The following is a 25,259-nucleotide window of genomic DNA, read 5'->3' on the forward strand; positions in this document are numbered from 1 at the left end:
GGACGGGCCGTCTCTCTTCGGGAGCTTCACATGCAGAACCCGCGCAGCGGTCCGGGCGGCCCGGACGGCGTCGCACGCGGCAAGTGGTGGCCGCTCGTCGCGATCACCCTCGGCAACTTCATGCTGCTGGTGGACGTCACCATCGTCAACACCGCCCTGCCCCAGATGGCGCACGGGCTGAACACGTCCTTCTCCTCACTCCAGTGGGTGATGGACATCTACGCGCTGGCGCTGGCCGCGCTGCTGATGGTGGCCGGTTCCGCGGCCGACCTCTTCGGCCGCCGCCGGCTGTACGTACTGGGGCTGATCGTCTTCGCGGTGTCCTCGCTGGCCTGCGGGCTGGCCCCGGACGGGACCGTGCTGATCGTGGCGCGGGCCGTGCAGGGCGCGGGGGCGGCGGCGATGTTCGCCACCAACACCCCGCTGCTGATGGCGACGTACTCGGGCCGGGACCGCGGTGTCGCGTTCGGCGTATGGGGCGGTACGGGCGGGGCCGCGACGGCGGTCGGGCCGCTGCTGGGCGGCGTGCTGACCGAGTACGCGGACTGGCGGTGGATCTTCTGGGTCAATCTGCCGCTGACCGCCGTGGCGGTGTGGGCCACCCTCCGTTCGGTCAAGGAGTCGCGCCTGGAGGCGACCGGGCCCCGTGGCAGCCGGCCGGGCATCGACTGGCCGGGCGCGATCTCGTTCACGGTGTGCGCGGGGGCTCTGACGTACGGGCTGATGCGCGGCGGCGAGCACGGCTGGTCGGACTCCGGCACCGTGACGGCGCTGCTGGCGGCGCTCGCCGCGCTGGTCGTCTTCCTGGCCGTGGAGCGCCGGGCCCGGCAGCCGCTGCTGGAGCTGAAGCTGTTCCGCCGCCCGTCGTTCGCGGTGCTGATGGCGGCGGCCCTGCTGCTTCAGGCGGCGGCGTTCCCGTACCTCACCTATGCCGGGCTGTGGCTGCAGACGGTGCTGGGGCTCTCCCCGATGCAGGCGGGGCTCGCGGTGATGCCGATGGCCGCAGTGTCGCTGGTGGTGGGCGCCGTGGGCGGCCGGGTGCTGCACCGGGTCGCTCCGCAGCTGCCGCTGGGCATCGGCATGGTGCTCATCGGCGCGGGCGCGCTGACGCACTCGCTCCTGCTCTCCGCCGACTCGGGCTGGGCCGCGCTCGCGCCGGGGCTCGCGCTCGGCGGGCTCGGCGTCGGAATGTCCATGCCGGTGCTGGTCTCGGCCGCCCTCGGCGCGGCCCCGCCGGAGCGCGGCGGCATGGCGAGCGGCGCGGTGAACACCTTCCGGCAGATGGGGTACGCGCTCGGGATCGCGGTCCTGGGCATGGTCTTCGCGAGCCGGGTGCGCGGCATGGTCTCGGGCAGCGACGCGGTTCCGGCGGACGCCGCGGGCCGGGCGGCGGAGGCGATCAGCGGCGGCCACTCGGGGGAGATCGTCGCCTCGGCCCCGGCGGGCGCGGCGCGGCACGGCGTCGAATCGCTGGTCCACGAGTCGTTCGTGGCGGGGCTGGACCGCATCTGCCTGATCTCGGGCATCGTGGCGGTGGTCGCGGGGCTGGTGGTCCTGGCGGTCGTGCGCCGGAACGAGCCGGAGGGGGCCGCTCCGGCGGCGGGGAACGGGAACACGCCCGTGGAACGACCGGACGTGGAGCCGGTGGGGGCGTAGTCGCGTCAGCACACAGGAGGGGGCGCGGGGGCGCTCGTACGGTCGTGGCAACCGTACGAGCGCCCCCTCGCGCGCGGCTGTCACGGCTCCGCCGGCGGTCGCCCCTTCCTCTCGATGGCGAGGGACTGGAAGTGACGGGCGGCCTCGGACAGATAGATGTCGTCGCGCCGGACGAGCGACAGGGTGCGGTCGCAGTGCGGGGCGTCGAGGCGGAGGAGGGCGACGGGGGCGCGGCTGACCGCGCCGCGCGACATGGCGGGGAGGAGGCCGATGCCGAGGCCCGCGCTGATCAGCACCGGGGCCGCGCCGGGCTCGTCGCCCTCGCAGCCGATGGTGGGCGCGAGCCCCTCGGCCGCGAACAGGCGGTCCAGCAGGGCGCGTTGCCAGTGGCCGGGGCGGGTGGCGATGAAGGGTTCGCCGGCGAGCTCGCGGACGCCGACGCTCTCGCGGCCGGCCAACGGGTGGCCGAGGGGAACGGCGAGGAGCACTTCCTCGCGGAGGAGTTCGACGGAGTCGAGGGAAGAGCCCGTGAGGGGCTGGGAGGCGAGGCAGAAGTCGACTTCGCGGGCGCGGAGTTGACGTCCCATGGCCTCGGCGGTGGACTGGAAGAGGCGGACGCGGACGCCGGGGTGCCGACGGCGGTACTCCGCGAGCAGGCCGGTGAGCGAGAGCAGCGTCTCGGAGGCGAGGGCGATCGTGCCGTGGTCGAGTCCGGCCGCGTCGGCGAGTTCGCGGCGCGCGTCGTCCAGTTCGCCCAGCGCGCGGTCGACGCGGCGCAGGAAGGCGGCGCCGTACTGGTTGAGCCGCACCTGGCGGCCGTTCCGGTCGAAGAGCCGCACGCCGAGTTCGGCCTCCAGCCGCGCGATCGTACGGCTCACGGAGGGCTGGGCGACGCGGAGTTCGACCGCGGCCCGGCTGATGTGCTCGTGCCGCGCCACGGCCTGGAAGCAGCGCAGCGACAGGAGGTCCATGGGCGTCCTCGTCTCGGGTCTTCCGCGGATCTTCCTCGGATCTTCACCGGGTCCTTCTCAGGTCTTCCTCGGGTCTTCCTCAAGCCTCTCTCATGCCTTTCCGGACATGATCACATGGCGGAATTGGTCATGGAACGCATGAGGTTCGTGGCCTACCGTCGATTTCGCAGGCCATGACGGACGGTTACGGACACACACCGCCCCGTCATTCGCACGACAACTCGTAGAGGGGTCACAGCACATGAGCGATACCGACACCACCACCGCGGCGGATTCCGCCCCCGCCTCGTCCGCCACCTCCGTCTCCCCCGTCTCCCCCGCCTCCCCCGCCTCGCCGGGTTTTGTGAGTTATGTGGAGACGATCCTCGCGGAGCTGGCGCGCGAGCCGGGGCGTACGGTCGTGACGACCGCGGACGGCGAGCACGTCACGGCGGGCGAGTTCCGGGACCAGATCTACCGGCTGACGGCGGAGCTGGCCGCGCGCGGCGTCGGCCGCGACGTCACCGTCGCCATGCTCGTGGGCAACCGGCCCGAGGCGCTCAGCGCGCGGTACGCGGCGAACCTGCTCGGCGCGCGTGTGGACTACCTCTATGTGGGCATGGCGCCCGAGGTGCTGGCACGGGTGGCGGAGAGCGTCGACACGGAACTCCTGCTCGTCGACCCGGAACTGGCCGAGGGCCCGGCGGAACTGGTGTCCCGGCTGCCCGGAGTGCCGGTCGCCTCGTTCGGCCCGAGCGGGCTCGGCGACGACCTGCTGGCGTGCGCGGCGCGGCGGCCCGCCGACCCGGTGCCGAACGCGGCCCACCCCGACGACGACTGGTCCATCCGGCAGACGGGCGGCACCACGGGCGTGCCCAAGGGGGTGTGCATGGCGCAGGGCCCGTACGCCGATTCGATGAAGTACCCCATCGCCGGCGCGGGCGACCCGTCCCGCTTCCTGGCCGCCACCTCGCTCGCCCATCTGTCCGGGGTGCTCGCCGACTACACGCTGACGTGGGGCGGTTCGGTGGTGCTGCAGCGGTCCTTCGACGCCGGCCAGGTGCTCGCCGCGATCGAGCGGGAGCGGATCACCCATGTGTGGCTGCTGCCCCCGCTGCTCTACGAACTCCTCGACCACCCGGATCTGGCCACCACCGATCTGTCCTCGCTCAGCCGCGTCACCTACGGCGGCTCGCCGTCCTCGCCGAGCCGGCTGCGGCAGGCCCTGGAGGCGCTGGGGCCGGTGCTCTACGGCGCGTACGGGCAGTCCGAGGCGGGCTGGATCACCGAGGTGCGTCCCGACGAACACGATTCGGCGGGCCACGGCGGCCAGGTATCGGTCGGCAGGCCGAACGACGGCGTACGGATCGAGATCCGCGACGAGGCCGGGAACGCGCTGCCGCCGGGGCGGGCCGGCGAAGTCCATGTGTCCACCCCGATGATCATGTCCGGCTACTGGAAGCAGCCGGAGCTGACCGCGCAGACCCTGCGCGACGGGTGGGTGCGCACCGGGGACGTCGGCTATCTGGACGCGGCGGGCTATCTGTACATCGTCGACCGCATCAAGGACATGATCATCGTGGTGGGCGGCCACGTGTACCCCGGCGAACTCGAAGACCTGCTGCTCACCCACCCCGCCGTCGCCCAGGTCGCCGTCTTCGGGGTGCGCGGCGCGGACGCCGAGGAACAGGTGCACGCCGCGATCGTCCCCGCGGCGGGGCAGAGCGTGGACCACGACCTGATCCGGGAGTACGTACGCGAGCACAAGGGCCCGATGTACGCCCCGGCCCGCGTGCACACCCTGCCGCGCATCCCGCTGACATCGGTGGGCAAGCCGGACAAGAAGCTGCTGCGGACGACGTTGGGGGGGTGAGTTCTCCGCGGTGCGGGCGCGCCTTCCCTGGACGGGGAGGCGCGCCCGCCACTTTTCGGACACGGGTTGTAGGATGATTTGAGTTGTAGGATGACTGGGCAACCGGGCCACTGAGACGCTCTCTGGTACCGGCGATCGGCATTTCGGCACTGTCCGACCTTTCGGCACTGTCCGAGCGTTTCGGCACTGTTCGACCTTTCGGCATGGGGAGCATGCGCATGGCATTGCAGGCGGCGGGGCGGCAGTCCCTCGTGGACACCGTCGTCGATCAGCTGCGCGCGCAGCTGGCGGCGGGCGAGTGGCGGGTCGGGGAGCGCATCCCCACCGAGCACGCGCTGGCCGAACAGCTCCAGGTCGGGCGGAACACCGTCCGCGAAGCGGTGCGCGTACTCGTACACGCCGGAATGCTGCGTTCACGGCAGGGCGAGGGGACCTTCGTGGTCTCCATGGCCGACCCCGGGGACATCATGCGGGGCGTGCAGCGGGCCGGGGTCCGGGACGTGCTGGAGCTGCGGATCGCGCTGGAGGCGGAGGCCGCCCGGCTGGCCGCGCTGCGCCACGAGCCCGCCGACCTGCAACGGATGGCGGCGGCGCTGGACGCGCAGACGCGGCTGGAGGACGCGGAGGGCCAGCCCGCCTCCGGGAGCCTGGAGCTGTACGCCGACCACGACGTCGAGTTCCACAAGGCCGTGGTCGAGGCCGCGCACAACGCCGCGCTGACGGCGACGTACGGCTGGTTCGCCAGCTCGGTGCGGGAGGCGCTGGTCTCGTCGCTCGGCGACCACGAGATGCCGAGGGTCATCCACGGCGACCACCGGGCCGTGCTCGACGCCATCGCGTCGGGCGATCCCGAGGCCGCCGAGCGCGCGGCCCGCGAGCTGCTCGCACGGCCGAAACAGGCTGTCGAGGCGTTGCTGGCCGCACTCTGAGCTCTGCGCTCTGAGCACTGAGCACTGAGTCGGCCGGGGGCCGACCGCCGGGCCGGCGGCCGCCCCCGCGCGCCGCGGATCCATCCGCGGTTCCATCCGTCCACATACATGCATCCACCACCTAGGTACTCACATTCGGAGAGGCGAACCATGTCGGAGACGAGGTCCGAAGCACCACTGATCGACGCGGAGGAGGATCTGTCGCCCGCGCCACCCGTGGCCGAGGCCCGGCGTCGGCTGCGGGCCCACCCGGCGCTGATCCTGCTCGGCATCGTGCTGGCCTCGCTCAACATGCGCGCCGCCCTCTCGGGCGTCTCCCCGCTGCTCGGCGAGATCGGCGACCACTTCGGCCTCTCGGCCACCGTGAGCAGCCTGGTCACCACCATCCCCCTGGTCTTCATGGGCCTCGGCTCGATCGCCGCCCCCAAGCTGGCCCGCCGCTGGGGCACCGAGACGGTGCTCTTCGGCGCGCTCGCGCTGCTGTGCGGCGGCATCCTGCTGCGCATCGCGCCGCCCGTCGTCGCGCTGTTCGTCGGCTGCGCGCTCGTCGGCACCGCGATAGCCCTGCTCAACGTGTTGATGCCCGGTCTGATCAAGCGGGACTTCCCGGACAAGGCCGCGGGCATGACCGCGCTCTACTCGACCGCGATGATCCTGGGCGCGACCGCCTCGGCCGCCGCCGCCGTGCCGCTGGAGAACGCCCTCGGCGGCTGGCGCGGCTCACTCGCCTCCTGGTCCGTACTGGCCGCGGTCGCGGCCGTCGTCTGGATCCCCCAGGTGATCATCGCCCGCCGCGGCACCAAGCACGGCGCTGCCGCCGCCACCCCGAAGCACCTCGTCGAGGACGGCCCGAACCTCTCGCGTTCGCCGCTCGCCTGGCAGGTCACGCTGTTCATGGGCTCGCAGTCGCTGGTCGCGTACGTCTGCATCGCCTGGATGCCGACGATCTTCACCGACCACGGCATGAGCAAGAGCCAGGCCGGACTGGTCTTCGCCTTCAACACGCTGGTGCAGATGGTCGGTTCGTTCGTCGTGCCGATGCTCGCCGGCCGGATGCGCAGCCAGCGGATGCTGTCCGTCGGCGTCGTCGTCCTGATGGCGGCGGGCATCGCCGGCCTGCTGGTCGCGCCGGTGGCCGGGGCCTGGGTGTGGGCCGCGCTGCTCGGCGTCGGACAGGGCGGCGCGCTCGGCCTCGCCCTCACGATGATGGTGCTGCGCACCCGCGACGCGCACACCGCCGCCCGCCTCTCGGGCATGGCCCAGACCTGGGGCTACCTCCTGGCCGCCGCGGGCCCGCTCGCCCTCGGCGCGGTCCACCAGGTCACCGGCGGCTGGTCCACCCCGATCGCGATCCTCCTCGCGGTCTGCGTCGGCCTCGTCCTCCTCGGCCTCGGCGCCGGCCGCGACCGCAAGATCTGACCCCCCTCCCCAACGCCGGACGGGCTCACCGCAGCCCGTCCGGCATTCGAGGACAAACGGCCCGCACGCGACAACCGCCCCCGGCCACACGACAGCCGTCCTCGGCCGCACGACAACCGACCCCGGCCGCACGACTACCGACCCCGGCCGCGCGACAACCGCCCCCGGCCGAATCAGCCCGTCCGGCGTTTGAGGACCGGGGTTCGGGGCAGCGCCCCGGGCATCAGCCGAGGACGGCGTGCACCCGGCGGTCGACCCGCACCACCCCCCAGCCCGTCCGGCGCTTGAGGACCGGCCGCCAGGGGCGCCGCCGCCCCGGAAATTCCCGGCCCACCGCCCCCGCCCACCGGCAAACTGACCCCATGCTCCCGCACCCCGCCACCCCCACCCCCGTCACCGTCCCCGCCAAACTGGCCGAGTTCCACGCCGGATACCCCGAATACGTCCTCCGCGACGGCACCCCCTGGATCCGCACCCTCCCCACCCTGGCCGCCCAGTTCCTCGGCCGCTGGCGGCTGCGCCGGGCCGGCGCGCCCATGCACGGCATGGTCGCCCTCGTCCTGCCCGTCGTGCGCGACGACGGCACCCCGGCCGCCCTCAAACTCCAACCCCTGGACGAGGAGAGCGCCGGCGAGCCCGTAGCGCTACGGGCCTGGGGCGGCGACCGGACCGTACGGCTGCTGGAGCACGACGCCGAGTCCGGGACGATGCTCCTGGAACGGCTCGACGCCGAGCGCTCGCTCGACCACGTGGAGGACGCCGAAGCGGCCCTCACGGACCTCTCCGAACTGCTGGCCCACCTCGTGTCCTACCCCGCCCCCGCCGGGATGCGGACCCTGGCCGACATCGCCGCCGCCATGCTCGACGACGTGCCGAAGGCGCTGCCCGAGCTGTCCGACCCGGCCGACCGCGCCCTGCTGCGGCAGTGCGCCGCGGCGGTGCGCGAAGTCCTCGACGAGCCCGGGGACCGGCTGCTGCACTGGGACCTGCACTACGAGAACGTGCTGGCCCCACCGCTCGGTTCGGACCGGGGGACGTGGCTGGCCATCGACCCCAAGCCGCTCGCCGGAGACCCCGGCTTCGATTTGATGCCCGCCCTCCACAACCGGTGGGGGGACATCGCGGCCACCGGCGACGTGCGGCGCGCCGTCCGCCGCCGCTTCGACCTCATGACCGAAGTGGTCGGCCTGGACCGGGAGCGGGCGGCGCGCTGGACACTCGGCCGGGTGCTGCAGAACTCCCTGTGGGACGTGGCGGACGGCGAGCACGCCGTACGACCGGATCAGGCGGCGGTGGCCCGCGCCCTGCTGCCCCGTTGAGGCTGCTGCCCCCGTTGAGGTCAGTGCTCCGCTGAGGCTACTGACCCGTTGAAGCGGCGTCCGGGCCCAGCCAGGCGAGCGCTCCGGCGGTGAACGCCCTGACGCCCGTGGTGACCGTCGGTTCAGCGAGCGGGGCGAAGAACGGGGAGTGGTTGTACGCCACGTCCTTGTCCATGGTGCCCGCCTTCCGGGCGGTCTCGTAGTCCTCCGGTTCGATGCCCCCGAAGAGCCAGTAGCAGAGCGGGGCCCCGGCCGCGGTCGCGAGGAGGCCGACGTCCTCGCTCCCGGTGATGGGCCCGGGGTCCAGGACGCGGTCCGCGCCCAGTTCGCCGCCGATGGCCGCCATGGTGCGGCGCACCGCGTCCGCGTCGTTGACGAGGACCGGGAAGGCGTCGACGGTCTCGATGTCGGGCTCCCGCTCCGCGCCCGAGGCGGCGGCCTCCGCCCGTACGATCCGCTTCACCGCCGCGAGCACCCGCGCGCGTACGGGCTCGGTGTAGCTGCGGATGTTGACCTTGATCTCGGCCACGTCCGGGATGATGTTGTCCTTGGTGCCGGCCTGGATGGAGCCGACCGTCACCACCGCCGTGTCGCCTCCGGCGACCTCGCGGGAGACGACCGTCTGCAGCCGCATCACCGTGGCGGCGGCCATCACCACCGGGTCGACCGTCGCCTCCGGCCGCGAGGCGTGGCCGCCGCGCCCGTACAGCCGTACGCGCAGGGTGTCGGTGGCGGAGAAGGCGGGGCCGGGGTGGCAGCCGGCCATGCCGGCGGGCATCGGCACCACGTGCTGGCCGAGGACGACGTCCGGGGTGCCGAACCGGTCGTACAGGCCGTCGTCGAGCATGGCCCGAGCGCCCTGGCCGAGCTCCTCGGCGGGCTGGAAGACGCCGAGCACCGTGCCGGACCAGTGCTCGCGGCCCGCCGCGAGGAGCTGGAGCGTGCCCAGCAGGCAGGTGACGTGCATGTCGTGGCCGCAGGCGTGCATGACCGGGACCTCGTTGCCGTCCGGGTCGGTGCCGGTGGCGGTCGACGCGTACGGCAGGCCGGTCTGTTCGCGTACGGGCAGGCCGTCGAAGTCGGCGCGCAGCAGCACGGTGGGGCCCGCGCCGTTGCGCAGCACCGCGACGACGCCAGTGCGGCCGACGCCCTCGGTCACCTCGTACCCGTACGAGGCGGCGCGGCGGGCGACCTCGGCGGCGGTGCGGTGTTCGGCGAAGGACAGCTCGGGGTGGGCGTGCAGATCGCGGTAGAGGTCCGTCAAGGGCTCCTTGATGCCGTCCAGGCCGTCGAGAACCGTTCGTGTCGCCGTTGTCATCACGCGCTCCTCTGCTCGGTTGCCGCTTCCCCCACACACTCCCACTCTCAGCACAGTTGTACGCCTGGGCACTGACAACGCCACCGCGCGGGGCGGTGGCGTCGTCAGCGGCCGGGTCGGCGCTGGGTGCGTCGGGGGAGCCCAACGGGCCCCGGGCGGAGGTCAGTCGTCGCCGGCGACCGTCAGCGAGCGCAGCTTCTGGCCCGCGTACCAGGTGGCGACGACGGTGACGCCGATCAGCAGGATCAGCGCGAGCGGCAGCCCGACCGCCGAGGTGATCGCCCCGTCCGCGCCGATCTTCTGGGCGAGGGCCAGGGCCCACTGCTGGACGCTGAGGGTGCGCGCCCCTTCGACGACGCTGCCGAACAGGGCCTCCCACACGAGCGCGTAGACCAGGCCGACGACGACCGCGTGCCGGGTGACGGTGCCCAGCAGCAGGAAGATCGCGCTGTAGGCGACGGAGGCGACGGCCGCGGCGACGGCGTAGGCCACCGCGATCTGCTGGCTGTTGCCGTTGAGCAGGAACCCGGCGATCAGGGTCGGCACAGCCGAGAAGACGACGCTCACGCCGACCGCCACGAGCAGCTTCGTGAAGATGATCGTGGGCCGCTTGACGGGCTTGGCCAGCAGATAGACGACGGAGCCGTCGTCGATCTCCGGGCCGATCGCGCCCGTACCGGCGATGACGCCGATCAGCGGGACCATGGTGGCGAGCGCGAAGCCGCCCAGGACGTCGGCGGCGGTCTGGTCGTCGGCTCCGGTCATGGCGCGGATGGCCGCCGCGATGACCACCAGCAGCACGGGCAGCGCGCACAGGATGAGGGCTCGGCGGCGGCCGAGGAGGGCCCGGTAGGTGAGCCGGGCGACGGTGTGGTTGTACATCGCTTCAAGGCTCCTTTCAGGCCGCTACGAGGTAGGAGAAGACCGATTCCAGGGACTCGTCCGAGGGCGAGACCGTGAACAGCCGGATGGACCGGTCCCGCGCGACCCGCGGCAGGAACTCGGTGAAGCGGGCGAAGTCCACGGCCTGGATGTGCAGCGCGCCCTCGCCGAGATCGACCTCGATGCCCGCCGTGGACGGGTCGGCGATGAGGGCCGCGGCCAGCGCCCGGTCGTCGCTGGAGCGTACGACGTAGCGGTGCGGGCGGTCCGTCATCAGGCGGCGGATCTTGCGGAAGTCGCCGGAGGCGGCGTGCCGGCCCGCGACGATCACCTCGATGTGCGCGGCGAGCTGCTCGACCTCCTCCAGGATGTGGGAGGAGAACAGCACCGTACGGCCGTCGGCGCCCATCTGCCGCAGGAGGTCCATCAGCTGCATGCGCTGGCGCGGGTCCATGCCGTTGAACGGCTCGTCCAGGAGGAGCACCGCGGGCTCGTGCACGAGGGCGGACGCCATCTTCACGCGCTGCCGCATGCCCTTGCTGTACGTGGCGATCTTCCGGTCCTGGGCGTGCTCCATCTCGACCGTGGCCAGGGCACGTTGGGCCTCCTTGGCGCCCAGCCCGTGCAACTCGGCGTTGGCCACGACGAATTCGCGGCCGGTCAGGAAGTCGTACATCCCCTCGCGCTCGGGGACGATCCCGATGTGCCGGTAGATCCCCTCGTTGCGCCAGATCGTCGCGCCGTCGAGGGTGGCGGTGCCGGTGGAGGGGGCCAGGAAGCCGCCCATCATGTTGATGAGGGTCGATTTCCCCGCGCCGTTGGGGCCGAGCAGTCCGGTCACGCCGGGGCCCACCCGCATGGAGACGTCGTTGACGGCGACCACATTGCCGAACCAGCGCGAGACGTTGTCGATATGGATGGTCGTCATGGACGCAGCCCGTTCCTTCGGGGGGTGGTGGTGGACGGCTGATCGGCGGTCTCGGCGGTCACAGCCCGACCTTTCGGTAGCGGCGCATCAGCAGCCCGTACGAGCCGGCGATCAGGCCGAGGAGCACGAGGACGTAGAGCGCGCCCAGGCCGGCCCCGGGGCCGTGACCGCCGGGGAAGGACGAGGAGGCGGACAGGAACGCCGTCTGCACGCCGTCGATGATCGTGATCGGCGAGAAGAGGCCCAGCCAGGGGACCACGTCGGTGGTGCCACGGGAGTCCGCGATGCCCTGGACGGTGGAGACCGCCCCGTAGGAGATGGTCAGCACGGCGATGACGGCGGCGACGCCGAACCCGCGGCGCGGGGTGAGGGCCGCGACGACCAGGCCGATGCCGGCGAACAGGAGCGAGAGCAGGGCCACGGAGACGAGTCCTTGCGCGAATCCCTTCGTCTGGTCGACGAAGTCGAGTTTGGCGAGCAGCGAACCGATATACAGGATCACCAGCGGCACGGCGGTCAGTATGAAGAGGGCCGACGCCATCGCGGCGAGCTTGGCGGCCACGTAGTCGACGCGCTCGATGGGGCGCGAGAAATAGAGCGGCACGCTCTTGTAGCGCAGGTCGCGGGAGACGGACTGCGGGGCCTGGGCGGCCAGGAAGAGGCCGATGACGCCCTGGAGGAGGATCGCGTACCGCGTGTACTGGACGGGCAGCTTCTCCTGCTGCGTCGTGATGGTGACGGCCACGATGATGACGGACGGCGCGCACATCACGGCCAGCAGGATCATCGGCAGGACCTTGGACTTCGCGGAGCGCCCCAGGCCGTACGCGCCGCGCAGGCTCTGCGAGAAGAGCGAGCGGCGGGCGTACGCGCGGCCCAGGCGGGGCCCGTCGTAATTCCGGTAACCAATGTTGTGGATGACGTCGGCGGCCGGGGCGGCCGCTGCCTTGGTGCCGGACCTGGTCTCAGGCGACATGGTGGGCGGCTCCCTTCTCGTTCGCGTCGGGGCGCGCGTGGCCGCCGGACGCTCCGGCGCCGGCGCTCGTGCTGTCGCTGTCGTCGTCGCGGAAGATCTCGGCGATGTGGTGGCGGCGCTGCTCCATCCGGATCAGGCCCAGGCCCAGCCCGGCGACCGTGTCGCGCACGACGTCGTACGTCTCCTCGCCCTCGACGTCCACCAGCAGGACGTGCCCGGCGGCGTACGCGCTGTCCGAGGAGCGCCCCAGGGGCTTGACGGCGAGCCCGGCGTCGGCGAGGGCCTTGCCGAGCGCCTTGGTGCCGTCCGGGTGGGCGTCGGTGTCCGTGACCTCCACCGCGAGGGACGCCGTGGTCTGCGTGAAGTCGCTGGTGGAGCTGGAGCGCAGCAGCTTGCCGCCGTCGATGACCACCACGTGGTCGCAGGTGCGCTCCAGCTCGCCGAGCAGGTGCGAGGTGACCAGGACCGAGATCCCGAAGTCGGTGTGCACGCGGCGGATCAGGCCGAGCATCTCGTCCCGGCCGACCGGGTCGAGGCCGTTGGTCGGCTCGTCGAGGAGCACCAGCTTCGGGTCGTGCACGAGCGCCTGGGCGAGCTTCACGCGCTGCTTCATGCCCGTCGAGTAGCCGCCGATGGGGCGGTACCGCTCCTCGTAGAGGCCGACATGGCGCAGCGTGTCGGCGGTCCGCTCGCGGGCGGCGGTGGGCGGCAGCCCGGACATCCGCGCCATGTGGACGACGAACTCGGTCGCCGAGACGTCGGGCGGCAGGCAGTCGTGCTCGGGCATGTACCCGACCCGCTCGCGGATGGCGCTGCCCTCCGTCGCGACGTCGAGCCCGAGCACCGCGGCCCGGCCCTCGGTGGCGGGGGACAGGCCGAGCAGAATCTTGATCAGCGTCGACTTGCCGGCTCCGTTCGCGCCCACCAGGCCGGTCACTCCCGGCGTGATGTCGACGGAGAGCCGGTCAAGCGCGGTCACCCGTGGGAACCGCTTGCTCAGGCTTTCGATAGCGATCACAGTCACGCCCTTGACGGTAGTGGCGCGCGCCACAGCGGGCGTCACCCCAGATAACGGGATGCGTGTAGTCCTCGGGTCTGACACGCCCGTAGGGGGTTGGAGGGGTTACCCCGAGTTATCCACAGGGCGGCCACACCTCTTGACGCAGCCGCCGGGCATTGTCACATTCATCAGTGTCAAGTTACGGACTGACCCCGGCCCCTCACTGGGCGCTTCCGGGGGCCCCTGCTCACGGACCGGACGGACAGATGGCCATGACCTCAGCTGTCGACCGAGAACTCACCGCGGAGCTGCGCGGTTTCAGGCAGGTGCAGCGCCTGGCGTACGCGTGCGCCGAAGCGGTCGCCGCCCAGCTCAGGCCGGGGGTGACCGAGCGGGAGGCGGCGCGGATGCAGCGGGAGTGGCTGCGGGCGCGCGGGGTGCGGGACTGGTTCCACCTGCCCTTCGCGTGGTTCGGGGACCGCACGGCGTTCGTGAACTTCAGGGTGCCGCTCCAGTTCTTCCCCACCAACCGGCGGCTGGAGCCGGGGATGCCGTTCATCCTCGACATGGCCCCGGTGCACGGCGGGTTCACCGCCGACATCGGGTATTCGGGCGCGCTGGGGCTCAATCCGCTGCACGACCGGCTCTTCGACGACCTGCGGGCGCACCGCGAGCTGATCCTGACCGAGGTGCGCGAGCGCCGCCCGCTGCGCGAGATCTACGAGGACGTGGAGCGGCTCATGGTGCGCCAGGGGTACGCCAACCGGCACCGCGCCTATCCGTTCGGCGTGATCGCCCACAAGGTGGGCCGGGTCAAGGAGCGCCGCTGGTCGCCGCATGTCTTCGGGTTCGGCACGCAGTCGCTCAAGGGGCTGGCGTCCGACGCGCTGCACGGCCACCGGGACGGCTGGTCGCCGCTGTGGAGCCCGTACACCTTCTCCGACCACCCGCCGCGGCCGGGACTGTGGGCGGTCGAACCGCACCTCGGATTCCGGGGTACGGGCGCGAAGTTCGAGGAGCTCCTGGTCGTCACGGACTCCCGTGACCCCCAGGAGAGCGCCTTTTGGCTGGACGACGATCTGCCGCACGTGCGGCGACGGCAGCAGGAGGAAGAGGAGAGGGCCGCATGAGCAGCGAGTTCCGGAGCGGGGAAACCGACGGGAAACCGGGCGGGAAGCCGGACTTGACGGCTGGCGGGGATGGTCCCCAGGGGGCGGTTCCTCAGGGTCAGGGGGCGGTTCCTCAGGCGTCGGTTCCTCAGGGCCAGGGCGCGGTTCCTCAGGGGGCTCGGGAGGGGGCGCGGCAGGGGCTGCCGGACGGCCTCGGCGGGCTGGAGGGGGCGCGCGAGCGGTGGGTCGCCACGGGCGGCGTCGAGCTGTGCGTCGCGGAGCTGGGCGACGCCGCCCGGCCGACGGTGGTGCTGGTGCACGGCTACCCGGACAGCAAGGAGGTCTGGTCCCGCGTCGCCGGGCGGCTCGCCGACCGCTTCCACGTGGTCCTCTACGACGTGCGCGGCTGCGGCCGGTCCACGGCGCCCCGGCCGCTGCGCGGCGGCTTCACGCTGGAGAAGCTGACCGACGACTTCCTCGCCGTGGCGGACGCGGTGAGCCCCGACGCGCCGGTCCACCTGGTCGGGCACGACTGGGGGTCGGTGCAGGCGTGGGAGTTCGCCACCGTACGGCGCACGGAGGGCCGGATCGCCTCCTTCACCTCCATCTCCGGGCCGTCCCTGGACCACTTCGGCCACTGGATCAAGAAGCGGGCGGCGCGGCCCACCCCCCGCCGGGTCGGCCAGCTGCTCGGCCAGGGCGCCAAGTCCTGGTACGTGTACGCGCTGCACACCCCCCTGGTCCCGGAAGCCGCCTGGCGCGGCCCCCTCGGCAAGCGCTGGCCCGCGATCCTGGAGCGCCTGGAGAAGACGCCCGGCGACGGCTACCCCACGCCCTCGCTGCCGACCGACGCGGCGCACGGCGCGTGGCTGTACCGCGACAACGTACGGGCCCGGATGCGCCGCCCCCGCGCCGACGCCTACGCCCACGCACCGGTGCAGCTGATCGTCCCGACCGGCGACATCTTCCTGTCCGAGAAGCTCTACGACGAGCTGGAGCAGTGGGCGCCGGGGCTGGTGCGGCGCACCCTCCCGGCCAAGCACTGGGCGCCGCGCACCCGGCCCGACCAACTGGCCGCCTGGATCACGGAGTTCATCGGCGTCCAGGAGGAGGGCGACCCCACGAAGAGCGCCGTCCCGAAGGAGGGCGGGAGCCCGTACGCGCCCCGGTTCGGCGGCCAGCTGGTGCTGGTGACCGGCGCGGCCAGCGGCATCGGCCGGGCCACCGCCTTCGCCTTCGCGGAGGCCGGAGCGCGCCTGGTGGCGGTGGACCGGGACGCGGAGGGCGCGGCCCGCACCGCCGAGCTGGCCCGGCTGATCGGCGCCCCGGCGGCCTGGGCCGAGGTGGCCGACGTCGCCGACGAGCAGGCGATGGAGAAGCTCGCCGACAAGGTCGCCGCCGAGTACGGCGTCGTGGACGTGCTGGTCAACAACGCGGGCATCGGGCTGTCCGGCTCCTTCATGAGCACCTCGGCCGAGGAGTGGAAGAAGGTCCTGGACGTCAATCTGTGGGGCGTCATCCACGGCTGCCGGACCTTCGGCAAGCAGATGGCCGACCGCGGGCAGGGCGGACACATCGTCAACACCGCCTCCGCCGCCGCCTTCCAGCCGTCCAGGGCGTTGCCCGCGTACAGCACGTCCAAGGCCGCGGTGCTGATGCTCAGCGAGTGCCTGCGCGCCGAGCTGGCCGGCCAGGGCATCGGGGTCTCGGCGGTCTGCCCCGGCATCGTGAACACCAACATCACCGCGACGACGCGCTTCACGGGCGTCTCGGAGGACGAGCAGCGGCGCCGTCGCGCCAAGTCCTCCCGGCTGTACGGGATGCGCAACTACCCGCCGGAGAAGGTGGCCGACGCGATCCTCAAGGCCGTCGTCCGCAATCAGGCGGTCGTCCCGGTCACGCCCGAGGCGCGCGGCGCGCACCTCCTGTCCCGCTTCGCGCCGAAGGCGCTGCGCGCCGTCGCCCGTATCGAACCACCGCTGTAGAGGTCGAACCTCCGCTGTGGAGGTCGAACCAGCGCTGTTAGTGATCGACCACCGCTGTAGTGATCGACCGCCGCCGCAGAGACCGACCGCCGCCGCGGGGCCGCGCGGAGGCCGTCGGAGAGGAGCCGGACGTGCCGGAGGAGAGGAGCCGTAGGTGAGCGAGCGCAGTAAGCACCACGAGCACAGTGAGCACCAAGAGCACAGCGGGCACCACGAGCACGGCGAGCACCACGAGATATCCCCGCGGCGGGTCGCGTTCGACTGGCGGCGCACGCCGCTGCACTGGATACCGGACGAGCCCACCGCGACCCACGTCATCAATGTGCTGCACCTGCTGCTGCCCGCGGGCGAGCGGTGGTTCGTCAAGGTCTTCAAGGAGGGCCTGCCGCTGGTGCGGGACCCGGAGCTGCTCAGGGACGTCAGGGGCTTCATGGGGCAGGAGGCGACGCACAGCGTGCAGCACGCCTACGTCCTCGACCACCTCGCCGAGCAGGACCTGGACACCGGCCCGTACACCCGGCACGTCGACTTCCTCTTCAACGTGCTGCTCGGCGAGAGCCCGCCGCCGGGCCTGCCCGTGCCGCCGCGGGAGTGGCTGCGCTTCCGGCTGTCGGTCATCGCCGCGATAGAGCAGTTCACGGCGGTGCTGGGCGACTGGGTGCTGCGCGCCGAGGGGCTCGACCGGGCGGAGCCCGACCCGGTGATGCTCGACCTGCTGCGCTGGCACGGCGCGGAGGAGGTCGAGCACCGGGCCGTGGCCTTCGACATGTACCAGCACTGCGGCGGCGCGGGGCTGCCGCGCTACGCCCGCCGGGTCCTGGGCATGGCCGTCACCGCGCCCGTCATCGCCTACCTCTGGGCCTGGGGCGCGGCCTACCTCCTGCGCCACGACCCCGAACTCGCGGGCCGCACACGGTACTCGCTCCGGGAGCACAACAGGGCCGTTCGCAAGGGACTGCTGCCCGCCTGGCGCGAACTCGGCTCGGCCGTCCCGCGCTACTTCAGGCGGTCGTACCATCCCTCGCAGGAGGGGTCGCTGCGCAGGGCCGTCGAGTATCTGGCGTCCTCGCCGGCGGCGCGGGCCGCCGCCGGCGCGGTCGGCCGCGCGGCCGTCTCCTAGGAAGTCTCACGAGGAGCGAGAGCGTGTCCGAGCAGTCACCGGCGGAGTACCGGATCGAGGAGCTGGCCCACCGCAGCGGCGCCACGGTCCGTACGATCCGCGCCTACCAGGACCGCGGACTGCTGCCGAAGCCGGAGCGCCGGGGCCGCGCCAATGTGTACGGGGACTCGCACCTGGTGCGGCTGCGGCAGATCTCCGGCCTGCTGGACCGCGGCTTCACCCTGGCCTCCATCAAGGAGCTGCTGGAGGCGTGGGACGCGGGCCGGGGGCTCGGCGGGGTGCTGGGCCTGGTCGCCGAGGTCGACGGGCCGTGGACGGACGAGGAGAGCGGCCGGATAACGCGCGCGGAGCTGGACGAGCGGTTCGGCGGGCAGCCGGACGACGAGGCCGTCGAGGACGCCGTGGAGCTCGGCGTCCTGGTGCGGGTGGCCGGCGACCGGGACGAGTTCCTCGTCCCCAGCCCGCAGGAGCTGGCCGTCGCGGCCGAGCTGCACGCCGCCGGCATCCCGCTGCTCGCCATCTCCGGCCACCTCCGCGAACTGCGCACCCAGGTCGAGCACATCGCCGGGCGCTTCCTCGACTTCACCACGGAACACGTCTTCCAGCAGTACTTCGACCACACCCCGAGCGACGACGAGGCCGCGGAGGCCGCCTCCCTGGTGCGCCGCCTGCGGCCGCTCGCCCAGCAGACCGTCGACGCCGAACTCGCCCGCGCGATGCGCACCCTGGCCACCCGCTACCTGCGGTGCCAGCTCGACGAGGTGACGGCTTCCGCCCCCTCCCCCACGCCGCCCTGCCGGCACCGGCCCCAGCCGCGCACCGCCGAACCGGTCGCCCTGCCGGCCGACCTGCTGCACGCGGTACGCGACCTGGTCGGCGAGGAGGACGCCGCCGCCTTCGTCACGGCCGCGACCCTGCGCGAGGTGCAGGCCCGCACGATGGACGAACTGTCCTCGCGCCGCACCGCCCGCCCCTGAGCGCCCTGCGGCGGGTGAGGAAGGCCACGGGGAAACGAACGCCCGTACGGCATCATGGAGCGGTATGGACCGCCCGCACTTCGCCAGCACCGAGGCCGCCGTCACCGCCGTCCGCGCGTTCGCGCGCGAGCACGGCCTGGCCGTGGAGGTCACCGACGACATCGGCGCCGACCGGTCCGCCCGGCGCTCCGCCGCCGGGGTGGGGGTCGTGACCGACGCGGACGGGTCCCTTCCGCACGAGGCGCTCATCGAGCTCGGCGGCGCGCCCCGGATCGACATCGAGCTGTACTCCGAGGGCGACGCGAAGATCACGGTGGACACCGTGGAGTTCCACGACATCCCCCGCGACCACGTGCCCGACTTCCTCCGGTCCGTGCACGGCGGCCTCGCCCACGTCAAAGGGCGCTTCTTCCCGCCCGGCTGGCGGCTCGTGGTGCCGCTGCCGGGGGACGAGACCTACAAGGAACTCATCCTGCGCCACTCCCTGACCCCCTGGCTCAGCAGCAGGGTCCGCTGAGCCGCGGCCCCGGCGACCGCCTGGTGCGGGCCCCTCACAGCCCTGGCGCGCCCCACACCGGGAACCAGCGGTTCAGCTCCTTCTCCATCCGCAGATCGTCGCCGAGCAGCCCCCGCACCTGGAGCTCCAGGCCGTTGTCCCGCTTGTCGCCGCCGGTCAGCGGCGCGAAGGGGTAGAACGTGCCCCGCTTGTAGAGGTAGACGAGCGCGAGCGAGCGCTGCCGCGCGTCCCGGAAACCCAGCAGGGAGCAGAGCAGCTGCGGCCCGAAGCCGCCGTCCTGGAGCAGCGTATTGACCGCGTGCAGGTCGTTGACCAGCCCCGCCACGTCGTCGGCCGGCTGCCGCGCGAGCAGCCACGTATAGCCGTACGAGTCCTGGCTGAACTCCACGGGCACCCCGCCGCGCTCCGTGTCCGCGTCGAGGAGCGCCCGTACGTCCTGCTGGAGCTGGGTGAAGGCGCCGCCCTCGACACTCGCGAAGCACACCGAGCCGAGCCCGGTGGGGGTGAATCCGGCCCCCGCCTCCAGCGTGATGGCGGCGGACGGCAGGGCGAAGAGCTGGTCGAGATCCGGCCGGACCGGCTTGCTGCGGCCGAGGATGGCGTCGAGAAAGCCCACAGGCGGTGGCTCCTGTCGAAGAGGGTGGGGGTGGGCGGGTTACGGGCGGCCGAGCTGGGCCGAGATCCGGCCGAGCTGGTCGAGCCGCTGCTCCAGCGTCGGGTGGGAGGAGAGCAGCCGGCTCAGGCTCTCCTTGGAGGAGAACGCGGGCGCGAAGTAGAACGCGTTGAACGGCTCGGCCTGCCGCAGGTCGCGGGTGGGGATCTGGGACATCTGCCCGGTGACCTTGGTCAGGGCGGAGGCCAGCGCCGAGGGCCGCCCGGTGAGCAGCGCGGCCGCGCGGTCGGCGGACAGCTCGCGGTAGCGCGACAGCAGCCGGGTCAGCAGAAAGCTGATGGCGTAGACGACGGCGCTGATCAGGGGGATCAGCAGCATCGCGATGGCCGCGTTGTTGTCCCGGCCGCCGGCCCGCCGGAAGCCGCCCCACAGCCCGATGCGGGTGATGACGCCCGCCAGCACGCCCAGGAAGGAGGCGATCGTCATGACCGCCACGTCCCGGTGGGCGACGTGCGACAGCTCGTGCGCGAGCACGCCCTCCAGCTCCTCCGGCTCCAGCCGCCGCAGCAGCCCGGTCGTCGCGCAGACCAGGGCCTTCTTCTGGCTGCGGCCCGTGGCGAAGGCGTTTGGCACGTCGCTGTCAGCTATCGCGACCCGCGGCTTCTCCATGTCGGCGAGCGCGCACAGCCGGTCCACGGCCCCGTGCAGCTCGGGGGCCTCCTCCGGGGTCACCTCGCGGGCGCCCATGCTGAAGGCCGCGATCCGGTCGCTGAACCAGAACTGCGCGATGAACAGCCCGCCCGCGATCACCAGGATGATCGGCCAGGCCCCGCGCAGCACCACCAGCAGCACGCCGACGAACACCACATAGAGCAGTCCGATGAAGAACATGGTGCTCACCATGCGGGTCGTCAGCCCCCGGTCGGGGGCGAATCGTGAGCGTTGCATGGGGAACCTCCAAGGCTCTGTGGACCGTGCCCCCCGCCGTGCCTCTCCCTCGATTGTCCCCCTGGAACGGCTATCAGCGGGATAAGGGACGGTGCGGGGAGCACCGCGAACCGTAAAAGGACGTCTCCGGAGAGGCTCGTGAAGACGCGTCTCGCACAGCCTCGTAGGAGAGACGCCGCTCAGGACAGCTGCGCCACCGCCTCCGTCGCGATCTTCTCGAAGACGGCGGTGTCCGCCTCGAAGACCGAGTCCGCGATCGGCCAGTGCACCACGATCTCGTCGAAGCCCAGCTCTCCGTGCGCCCCCGCGAAGTCCACGAAGGCCTCGAAGGACTCCAGCGGCCGGTCCGGGGTGAAGCCGGTCAGCAGGATCTTCCGCGGGGCGGCGCCCTCGCGGCCCACGGACTCGCAGGCCGCGTCCAGCCGCTCGGCCTGCCGGGCGATCGCCGCCCGCGACTCGGCCGGCGTGCCCGTCTCGAAGAGCTTCGGGTCCCCGGTGGTCACCCACGCCTGCCCGTACCGCGCGGCGAGCTCCAGGCCGCGCGGGCCGGTCGCGGCGACGGCGAAGGGCAGCCGCGGCCGCTGGAGGCAGCCGGGGATGTTGCGCACCTCGTGCGCCGAGTAGAACGTGCCCTCATACGTCACGACGTCCTGGCTGAGCAGGGAGTCGAGCAGCGGCACGAACTCGCCGAAGCGGTCCGCCCGCTCCTGCGGCGTCCAGGCCTCCTGGCCCAGCGCGGTCGCGTCGAAGCCGGAGCCGCCCGCCCCGATGCCCAGCGTGATACGGCCGCCCGAGACGTCGTCGAGGGAGATGAGCTCCTTGGCGAGGGTGACCGGGTGGCGGAAGTTGGGGGAGGTGACCAGGGTGCCCAGCCGCATGCGGGAGGTGACGGCGGCGGCCGCGGTCAGCGTCGGGATCGCGCCGAACCACGGCCCGTCGCGGAAGGTGCGCCACGAAAGGTGGTCGTAGGTGTACGCGGTGTCGAAGCCGAGCTCCTCGGCTCGCTGCCACGTCTGTCGGCCCCCGTCGGCCCAGCGTCGGTGAGGAAGGATCACAGTGCTCAGTCGCATGCCTGCGAGCGTAGGCGGTGGCACTGACAACACGCAGTGACCTGCGGTGACGCACAGCACGCGGACCTGCGCGGTGCACGTGGGCGCTGTGGCGCCCGCAGGCGCACGCGTATACGAGAATGGGCACCGTGACTTCAGCAACCGAGCAGCCAGGGCCCCCCTTCTCCCGGCGGCCGGCGGCCGCGCCCCGGCTGATCGCGACCGATCTCGACGGCACCCTGCTCCACGACGACAAATCCGTCTCGGACCGCACGGTCGCGGCCCTCGCCGCCGCCGAGCGGGCGGGCATCGAGGTCTTCTTCGTCACCGGGCGGCCGGCCCGCTGGATGGACGTCGTCCGTGATCATGTGCACGGCCACGGCCTGGCGATCTGCGCCAACGGCGCCGCCGTCGTCGATCTGCACGGCGGCGGCCGGTTCATCGACGTCCGCCCCCTGGGGACCACCGACGCCGCGGCCGTCGTGGAGACGCTGCGCGACGCCGCCCCCGGCACCACCTTCGCCATCGAGCGCACCAGCGGCATCGACTACGAGCCGAGCTATCCGCCCTTCCACCTCGACCCGGGCGCGGTGATCGCCCCGGCCGAGGAGCTCCTCGCCGAGGGCCGCGGCTCCACGGGGCCGATCCTCAAGCTCCTCGCCCACCACCCCGGGCTGGCGCCCGACGACTTCCTCGCCCTCGCCCGTACGGCCGGCGGGGAGCGCGCCTCGTTCACCCGCTCCAGCCCGACCGCGCTGCTGGAGATCAGCGGCCTGGGCGTCAGCAAGGCCAGCACCCTGGCCCGCTGCTGCGCCGAGCGCGGCATCGCGCCGCAGGAGGTGGTGGCGTTCGGGGACATGCCCAACGACCTGGAAATGCTCAGTTGGGCGGGGACCGGGTACGCGATGGCCAACGCGCACCCCGAGGTGCTGGCCGCCACGCCGCGCCACACCGCCGCGAACAACGAGGACGGCGTCGCGGCCGTCATAGAGAGCATCATCGCCGCCTGAGGGCCCGAGCCGCGCCGCCTTCTTCTCAACCCCGCGCGGCCCCGAGGCCGTACACCCGGTGCGCGTTGCGGGCGGCGATGAGCGCGGCGACCCGCTCGGCGTCCGGGGCCGACCACGCGCCCTCCTCGACCCAGCGGCCCAGCAGCGCGCGCAGCGCCGTACGGAACAGCTCGGCGCCGACGACGTACAGCTCCGGCAGGCCGTAGCCGTCGGTGGAGAAGAGGAGCTTGCCGAACGGCGCCAGCTCCAGGAACTCGGCCAGGACCGCCTCGGCGCGCGTCCCCGTGTGGGTGAGGGACAGGCCGACGTCGGCGTACACGTGCGGGAAGACGCTGGCGAGGTAGGCGGCTTGGCGGTGGTACGGATAGCCGTGCAGCAGCACCAGGGAGACGTCCGAACCGGCCGTCGCCCGTATGAAGTCCGTGAGCAGTATCGGGTCCGCGCGGTCGAGCCGCAGGTCGGGGTCGCCGAAACCGGTGTGCAGCTGAAGCGGCAGCCCGGTGGCCGCGGCCAGCCACAGCAGATGGCGCAGGAGCACCGGATCGGCGACCCGGCCGCCCGCGCGGCGGCCCGCGAGCCAGTCCGCGGCGGCGGCGTGGACCTCGTGCGGGGCGGGCGGTTCAGGGGCGAGGGCCAGCCCGTGGCGGTAGGCGGCGATCGATTTGAAGCCCACGGCCGTACGGGCCGCCGCGCGCACGGCCTCCTCGACGCCCGCGACGAAGGCGTCGGCGGCGAACGCGTCGGCGGCAAACGCGTCGGCGGCGCCGGAAGAGCGTCCCCTTGAGGAGCCCCCGGACGAGCTCCTGGACGACCCTTCAGGCATCAGCCCGTCCGCGATCCGCTCCGCCAGCGTCTCCAGGCGGACGATCTCGCGGGCCGTGCCGCCCCCGGCGCCCGCCAGCTCGTCCAGGTCCGTGAGGTCGCCGGGCAGCCCGGTGTCGACGAGATAGGCGCCTATCCCGGTGCCCCGCAGCAGCGCCCGGCGGCTCTTGTACGGGCCCAGTTCGCGGCGGCGCGCCAGGTAGGCGGCGGGCGGGCAGTGCGGCTCCAGGCCGAGCAGCGGCGGGCACCAGCGCCGCACCGCGAAGCCCGCCTGGGTGTCGAAGAAGGTGGTCCCCGGCGCGGCGGGGACGTCCGACTCCGTGAGGTACCCCTCGAAGGAACGGGCGTCCAGCTCGCCCCGGACCACTCCGTGGCAGTGGTGGTCCACCAGCGGCGGCAGCGGGAGCCAGGCCATCAGTACCGCCAGCGGGTCGCGGCCACGATCTCCTCCGGGCTGCGGCCCGCGCTGCGTTCCGCTTCCGCCCGCCGCACCGCGACGAGCGCCCCATGGAGGACTTCTCCCATCGCGTCGCGCAGTACTTCCTGTCGCTCGAAAAGGTCGGTGGCTTCGGAGAGCGTCGTCGGCAGCCGGTCGATGGCGCGCTCCCGGCGTTCCGTTTCGCCGAGCGCCCCCGGATCGCCGACGACCGGCGGGGGCAGTTTCGCGCCGGTGGAGATGCCGTTCAGGCCTTCGGCGATGACGGAGCCGACGAGCAGGTACGGGTTGGCCGCGGCGTCCACGCACTTGATCTCCGCGTTGCCGCCGTCCGGGTCGTCCCAGTCGCCGGTCACCAGCCGCAGCGCCGCCTCCCGGTTCTCCACGCCCCAGCAGCGGTAGGCGCCCGCCCACTGGGAGGGGATCAGCCGCAGGTAACTGGCGGGCGAGGGCGCGCCGACGGCGGACAGGGCCGGCAGGGCTTCGAGGACGCCCCCGAGGAACGCGACGGCCGCCGGGTCGAGCCCGTACGGGGCCCCGGTCTCGCGGTGCAGGCTCCGCCCGTCCCGGCCGAGGCTGAGGTGCAGATGGCAGCCGTTGCCGACGTCCCCGGCGACCACGGCGGGCGCGAACGCCGCGCGCAGCCCGTGCCGCGCGGTGACGGCCCGTACGGTCTCGCGGACGAGCACCGCCTCGTCCGCGGCCCGCACCGGGTCGGCGGGCGCGGTGGACACCTCGAACTGGCCCGCCGCGTACTCGGGGTGGATCTGGAGCACCTCGATGCCCTGGGCGTCGAGGGCCTCGGCGACGGCGCGGACGTAGTCGGACAGCTCGACGACGCGCGTCATGCCGTAGGCCGGGCCCGCGCAGGCGGCGTCGAACGCGTCGCCGGGCGCGGGCCGCGACACCGCCCACTCCGTCTCGAACCCCATGCGCACCTCGAAGCCCTCCGCGGCGGCCCGGTCCGCCATCCGGCGGGCGAACTGTCGCTGGCACGCGGCGTACGGCGCGCCGCCCTGTTCGTAGCGGTCCACGGGGGCCCAGGCCCAGCCGGGCTGGGCGGCGAGCACGGTCAGCCGGTCGAGGTCGGGGAAGAGCCGCAGATCGCCGTCGGGGCCGCCGAGGTGCGGGGAGGCGGTGATGAAGTCGTCGAAGGTGTAGACGTCGAAGACGGGCGACATGCCCACGCCCCGCTGCGCGACGGCCGCGAGCCGGGCGGTCGGCACGGCCTTGACGCGGGCGATGCCCGCGTTGTCGACCCAGGTGAGCGCGATGACGCGGACGCCCTCCGCGGTGAGCCGCGCCGCCTCCTCGCGGGCGGTCCGCCGTTGTTCCCCGATGCGTGCCGCCGTGGTGCTGCCGTCAGCCATGCGGTCTCCTCGTCCGGCCGGGCGCGTGCCGCCGGCCGTGCCTCGTCCGATGC

General features: G+C 72.9%; 22 protein-coding genes. 11 read left to right on the forward strand and 11 right to left on the reverse strand.

Features of this window, described 5'->3' with window-relative positions; genetic code table 11:
• The first annotated feature begins 30 nt into the window (after positions 1-30).
• Entirely contained in the window at positions 31-1,656 is a 1,626-nt protein-coding gene (locus AB0I49_RS03760) for an MFS transporter (RefSeq protein WP_363225189.1), read from the forward strand.
• An 80-nt stretch (positions 1,657-1,736) separates the two neighbouring features.
• Here AB0I49_RS03760 and AB0I49_RS03765 read toward each other — a convergent pair whose 3' ends face one another.
• Positions 1,737-2,627: a LysR substrate-binding domain-containing protein gene (locus AB0I49_RS03765; RefSeq protein WP_363225190.1), complete on the reverse strand. Its 891-nt coding sequence runs from the start codon at positions 2,625-2,627 to the stop codon at positions 1,737-1,739.
• 241 nt (positions 2,628-2,868) lie between these two features.
• On the opposite strand from AB0I49_RS03765, the gene AB0I49_RS03770 reads away from it, so the two are divergent.
• From AB0I49_RS03770 to AB0I49_RS03785, 4 genes are all read left to right on the forward strand, one after another.
• Positions 2,869-4,479 carry an AMP-binding protein gene (locus AB0I49_RS03770; protein WP_363225191.1) on the forward strand — a complete coding sequence of 537 codons (1,611 nt, stop codon included), beginning with the start codon at positions 2,869-2,871 and terminating at the stop codon, positions 4,477-4,479.
• Positions 4,480-4,697: 218 nt separating this feature from the next.
• The gene (locus AB0I49_RS03775) at positions 4,698-5,408 is read left to right on the forward strand and encodes a FadR/GntR family transcriptional regulator (RefSeq protein ID WP_363225192.1); all 711 of its coding nucleotides are present in this window, start codon (positions 4,698-4,700) and stop codon (positions 5,406-5,408) included.
• A gap of 150 nt (positions 5,409-5,558) precedes the next feature.
• Positions 5,559-6,827, forward strand: a complete 1,269-nt coding sequence (locus AB0I49_RS03780) for an MFS transporter (RefSeq protein ID WP_363225193.1) — start codon at positions 5,559-5,561, stop codon at positions 6,825-6,827.
• Between the two features lie 362 nt (positions 6,828-7,189).
• On the forward strand, positions 7,190-8,146 hold the full coding sequence (locus AB0I49_RS03785; protein WP_363225194.1) for an aminoglycoside phosphotransferase family protein: 957 nt from the start codon (positions 7,190-7,192) through the stop codon (positions 8,144-8,146).
• 37 nt (positions 8,147-8,183) lie between these two features.
• Here AB0I49_RS03785 and AB0I49_RS03790 read toward each other — a convergent pair whose 3' ends face one another.
• The 5 genes from AB0I49_RS03790 to AB0I49_RS03810 all read right to left on the reverse strand — a co-directional run bounded on the left by AB0I49_RS03790 (position 8,184) and on the right by AB0I49_RS03810 (position 13,301).
• Positions 8,184-9,464 (reverse strand): amidohydrolase, encoded by a 1,281-nt coding sequence (locus AB0I49_RS03790; protein WP_363225195.1) that lies wholly within the window; start codon positions 9,462-9,464, stop codon positions 8,184-8,186.
• A 162-nt stretch (positions 9,465-9,626) separates the two neighbouring features.
• Positions 9,627-10,346 carry an ABC transporter permease subunit gene (locus AB0I49_RS03795; protein WP_363225196.1) on the reverse strand — a complete coding sequence of 240 codons (720 nt, stop codon included), beginning with the start codon at positions 10,344-10,346 and terminating at the stop codon, positions 9,627-9,629.
• 16 nt (positions 10,347-10,362) lie between these two features.
• On the reverse strand, positions 10,363-11,274 hold the full coding sequence (locus AB0I49_RS03800; RefSeq protein ID WP_363225197.1) for an ABC transporter ATP-binding protein: 912 nt from the start codon (positions 11,272-11,274) through the stop codon (positions 10,363-10,365).
• Between the two features lie 58 nt (positions 11,275-11,332).
• The gene (locus AB0I49_RS03805; RefSeq protein ID WP_363225198.1) at positions 11,333-12,250 is read right to left on the reverse strand and encodes an ABC transporter permease subunit; all 918 of its coding nucleotides are present in this window, start codon (positions 12,248-12,250) and stop codon (positions 11,333-11,335) included.
• Positions 12,240-13,301 carry an ABC transporter ATP-binding protein gene (locus AB0I49_RS03810; protein WP_363225199.1) on the reverse strand — a complete coding sequence of 354 codons (1,062 nt, stop codon included), beginning with the start codon at positions 13,299-13,301 and terminating at the stop codon, positions 12,240-12,242. The genes AB0I49_RS03805 and AB0I49_RS03810 overlap by 11 nt, the downstream gene beginning before the upstream one ends.
• 221 nt (positions 13,302-13,522) lie before the next feature.
• Between AB0I49_RS03810 and AB0I49_RS03815 the strand changes: the two genes are divergently transcribed.
• From AB0I49_RS03815 to AB0I49_RS03835, 5 genes are all read left to right on the forward strand, one after another.
• The gene (locus AB0I49_RS03815; protein WP_363225200.1) at positions 13,523-14,380 is read left to right on the forward strand and encodes a M24 family metallopeptidase; all 858 of its coding nucleotides are present in this window, start codon (positions 13,523-13,525) and stop codon (positions 14,378-14,380) included.
• On the forward strand, positions 14,377-16,344 hold the full coding sequence (locus AB0I49_RS03820) for an SDR family oxidoreductase (RefSeq protein ID WP_363225201.1): 1,968 nt from the start codon (positions 14,377-14,379) through the stop codon (positions 16,342-16,344). Before AB0I49_RS03815 ends, AB0I49_RS03820 begins: the two co-directional genes overlap by 4 nt.
• A 235-nt stretch (positions 16,345-16,579) precedes the next feature.
• The gene (locus AB0I49_RS03825) at positions 16,580-17,464 is read left to right on the forward strand and encodes a metal-dependent hydrolase (protein WP_363225434.1); all 885 of its coding nucleotides are present in this window, start codon (positions 16,580-16,582) and stop codon (positions 17,462-17,464) included.
• A gap of 23 nt (positions 17,465-17,487) precedes the next feature.
• On the forward strand, positions 17,488-18,441 hold the full coding sequence (locus tag AB0I49_RS03830; protein ID WP_363225202.1) for a MerR family transcriptional regulator: 954 nt from the start codon (positions 17,488-17,490) through the stop codon (positions 18,439-18,441).
• A 64-nt stretch (positions 18,442-18,505) separates the two neighbouring features.
• Entirely contained in the window at positions 18,506-18,958 is a 453-nt protein-coding gene (locus tag AB0I49_RS03835) for a hypothetical protein (RefSeq protein ID WP_363225203.1), read from the forward strand.
• Positions 18,959-18,992: 34 nt separating this feature from the next.
• On the opposite strand, the gene AB0I49_RS03840 is transcribed toward AB0I49_RS03835, so the two are convergent.
• The 3 genes from AB0I49_RS03840 to AB0I49_RS03850 form a co-directional block, all read right to left on the reverse strand.
• Positions 18,993-19,574, reverse strand: coding sequence for a hypothetical protein (locus AB0I49_RS03840; protein WP_363225204.1), 582 nt, complete (start codon positions 19,572-19,574; stop codon positions 18,993-18,995).
• A 39-nt stretch (positions 19,575-19,613) separates the two neighbouring features.
• Complete coding sequence (htpX, locus tag AB0I49_RS03845; RefSeq protein WP_363225205.1) at positions 19,614-20,519, reverse strand: zinc metalloprotease HtpX; 906 nt, start codon at positions 20,517-20,519, stop codon at positions 19,614-19,616.
• Positions 20,520-20,698: 179 nt separating this feature from the next.
• Entirely contained in the window at positions 20,699-21,589 is an 891-nt protein-coding gene (locus tag AB0I49_RS03850) for an LLM class flavin-dependent oxidoreductase (RefSeq protein ID WP_363225206.1), read from the reverse strand.
• A 119-nt stretch (positions 21,590-21,708) separates the two neighbouring features.
• Between AB0I49_RS03850 and AB0I49_RS03855 the strand changes: the two genes are divergently transcribed.
• Complete coding sequence (locus AB0I49_RS03855; RefSeq protein WP_363225207.1) at positions 21,709-22,578, forward strand: HAD-IIB family hydrolase; 870 nt, start codon at positions 21,709-21,711, stop codon at positions 22,576-22,578.
• Positions 22,579-22,603: 25 nt separating this feature from the next.
• Here the strand turns inward: AB0I49_RS03855 and AB0I49_RS03860 are convergent, their stop codons facing one another.
• On the reverse strand, positions 22,604-23,815 hold the full coding sequence (locus tag AB0I49_RS03860; protein WP_363225209.1) for an amidohydrolase family protein: 1,212 nt from the start codon (positions 23,813-23,815) through the stop codon (positions 22,604-22,606).
• Complete coding sequence (locus AB0I49_RS03865; RefSeq protein ID WP_363225210.1) at positions 23,815-25,206, reverse strand: glutamine synthetase family protein; 1,392 nt, start codon at positions 25,204-25,206, stop codon at positions 23,815-23,817. Before AB0I49_RS03865 ends, AB0I49_RS03860 begins: the two co-directional genes overlap by 1 nt.
• Between the last annotated feature and the right edge of the window lie 53 nt (positions 25,207-25,259).

Origin of the sequence: Streptomyces sp. NPDC050617 (genome assembly GCF_040654795.1) — a bacterium.
GTDB lineage: Bacteria > Actinomycetota > Actinomycetes > Streptomycetales > Streptomycetaceae > Streptomyces.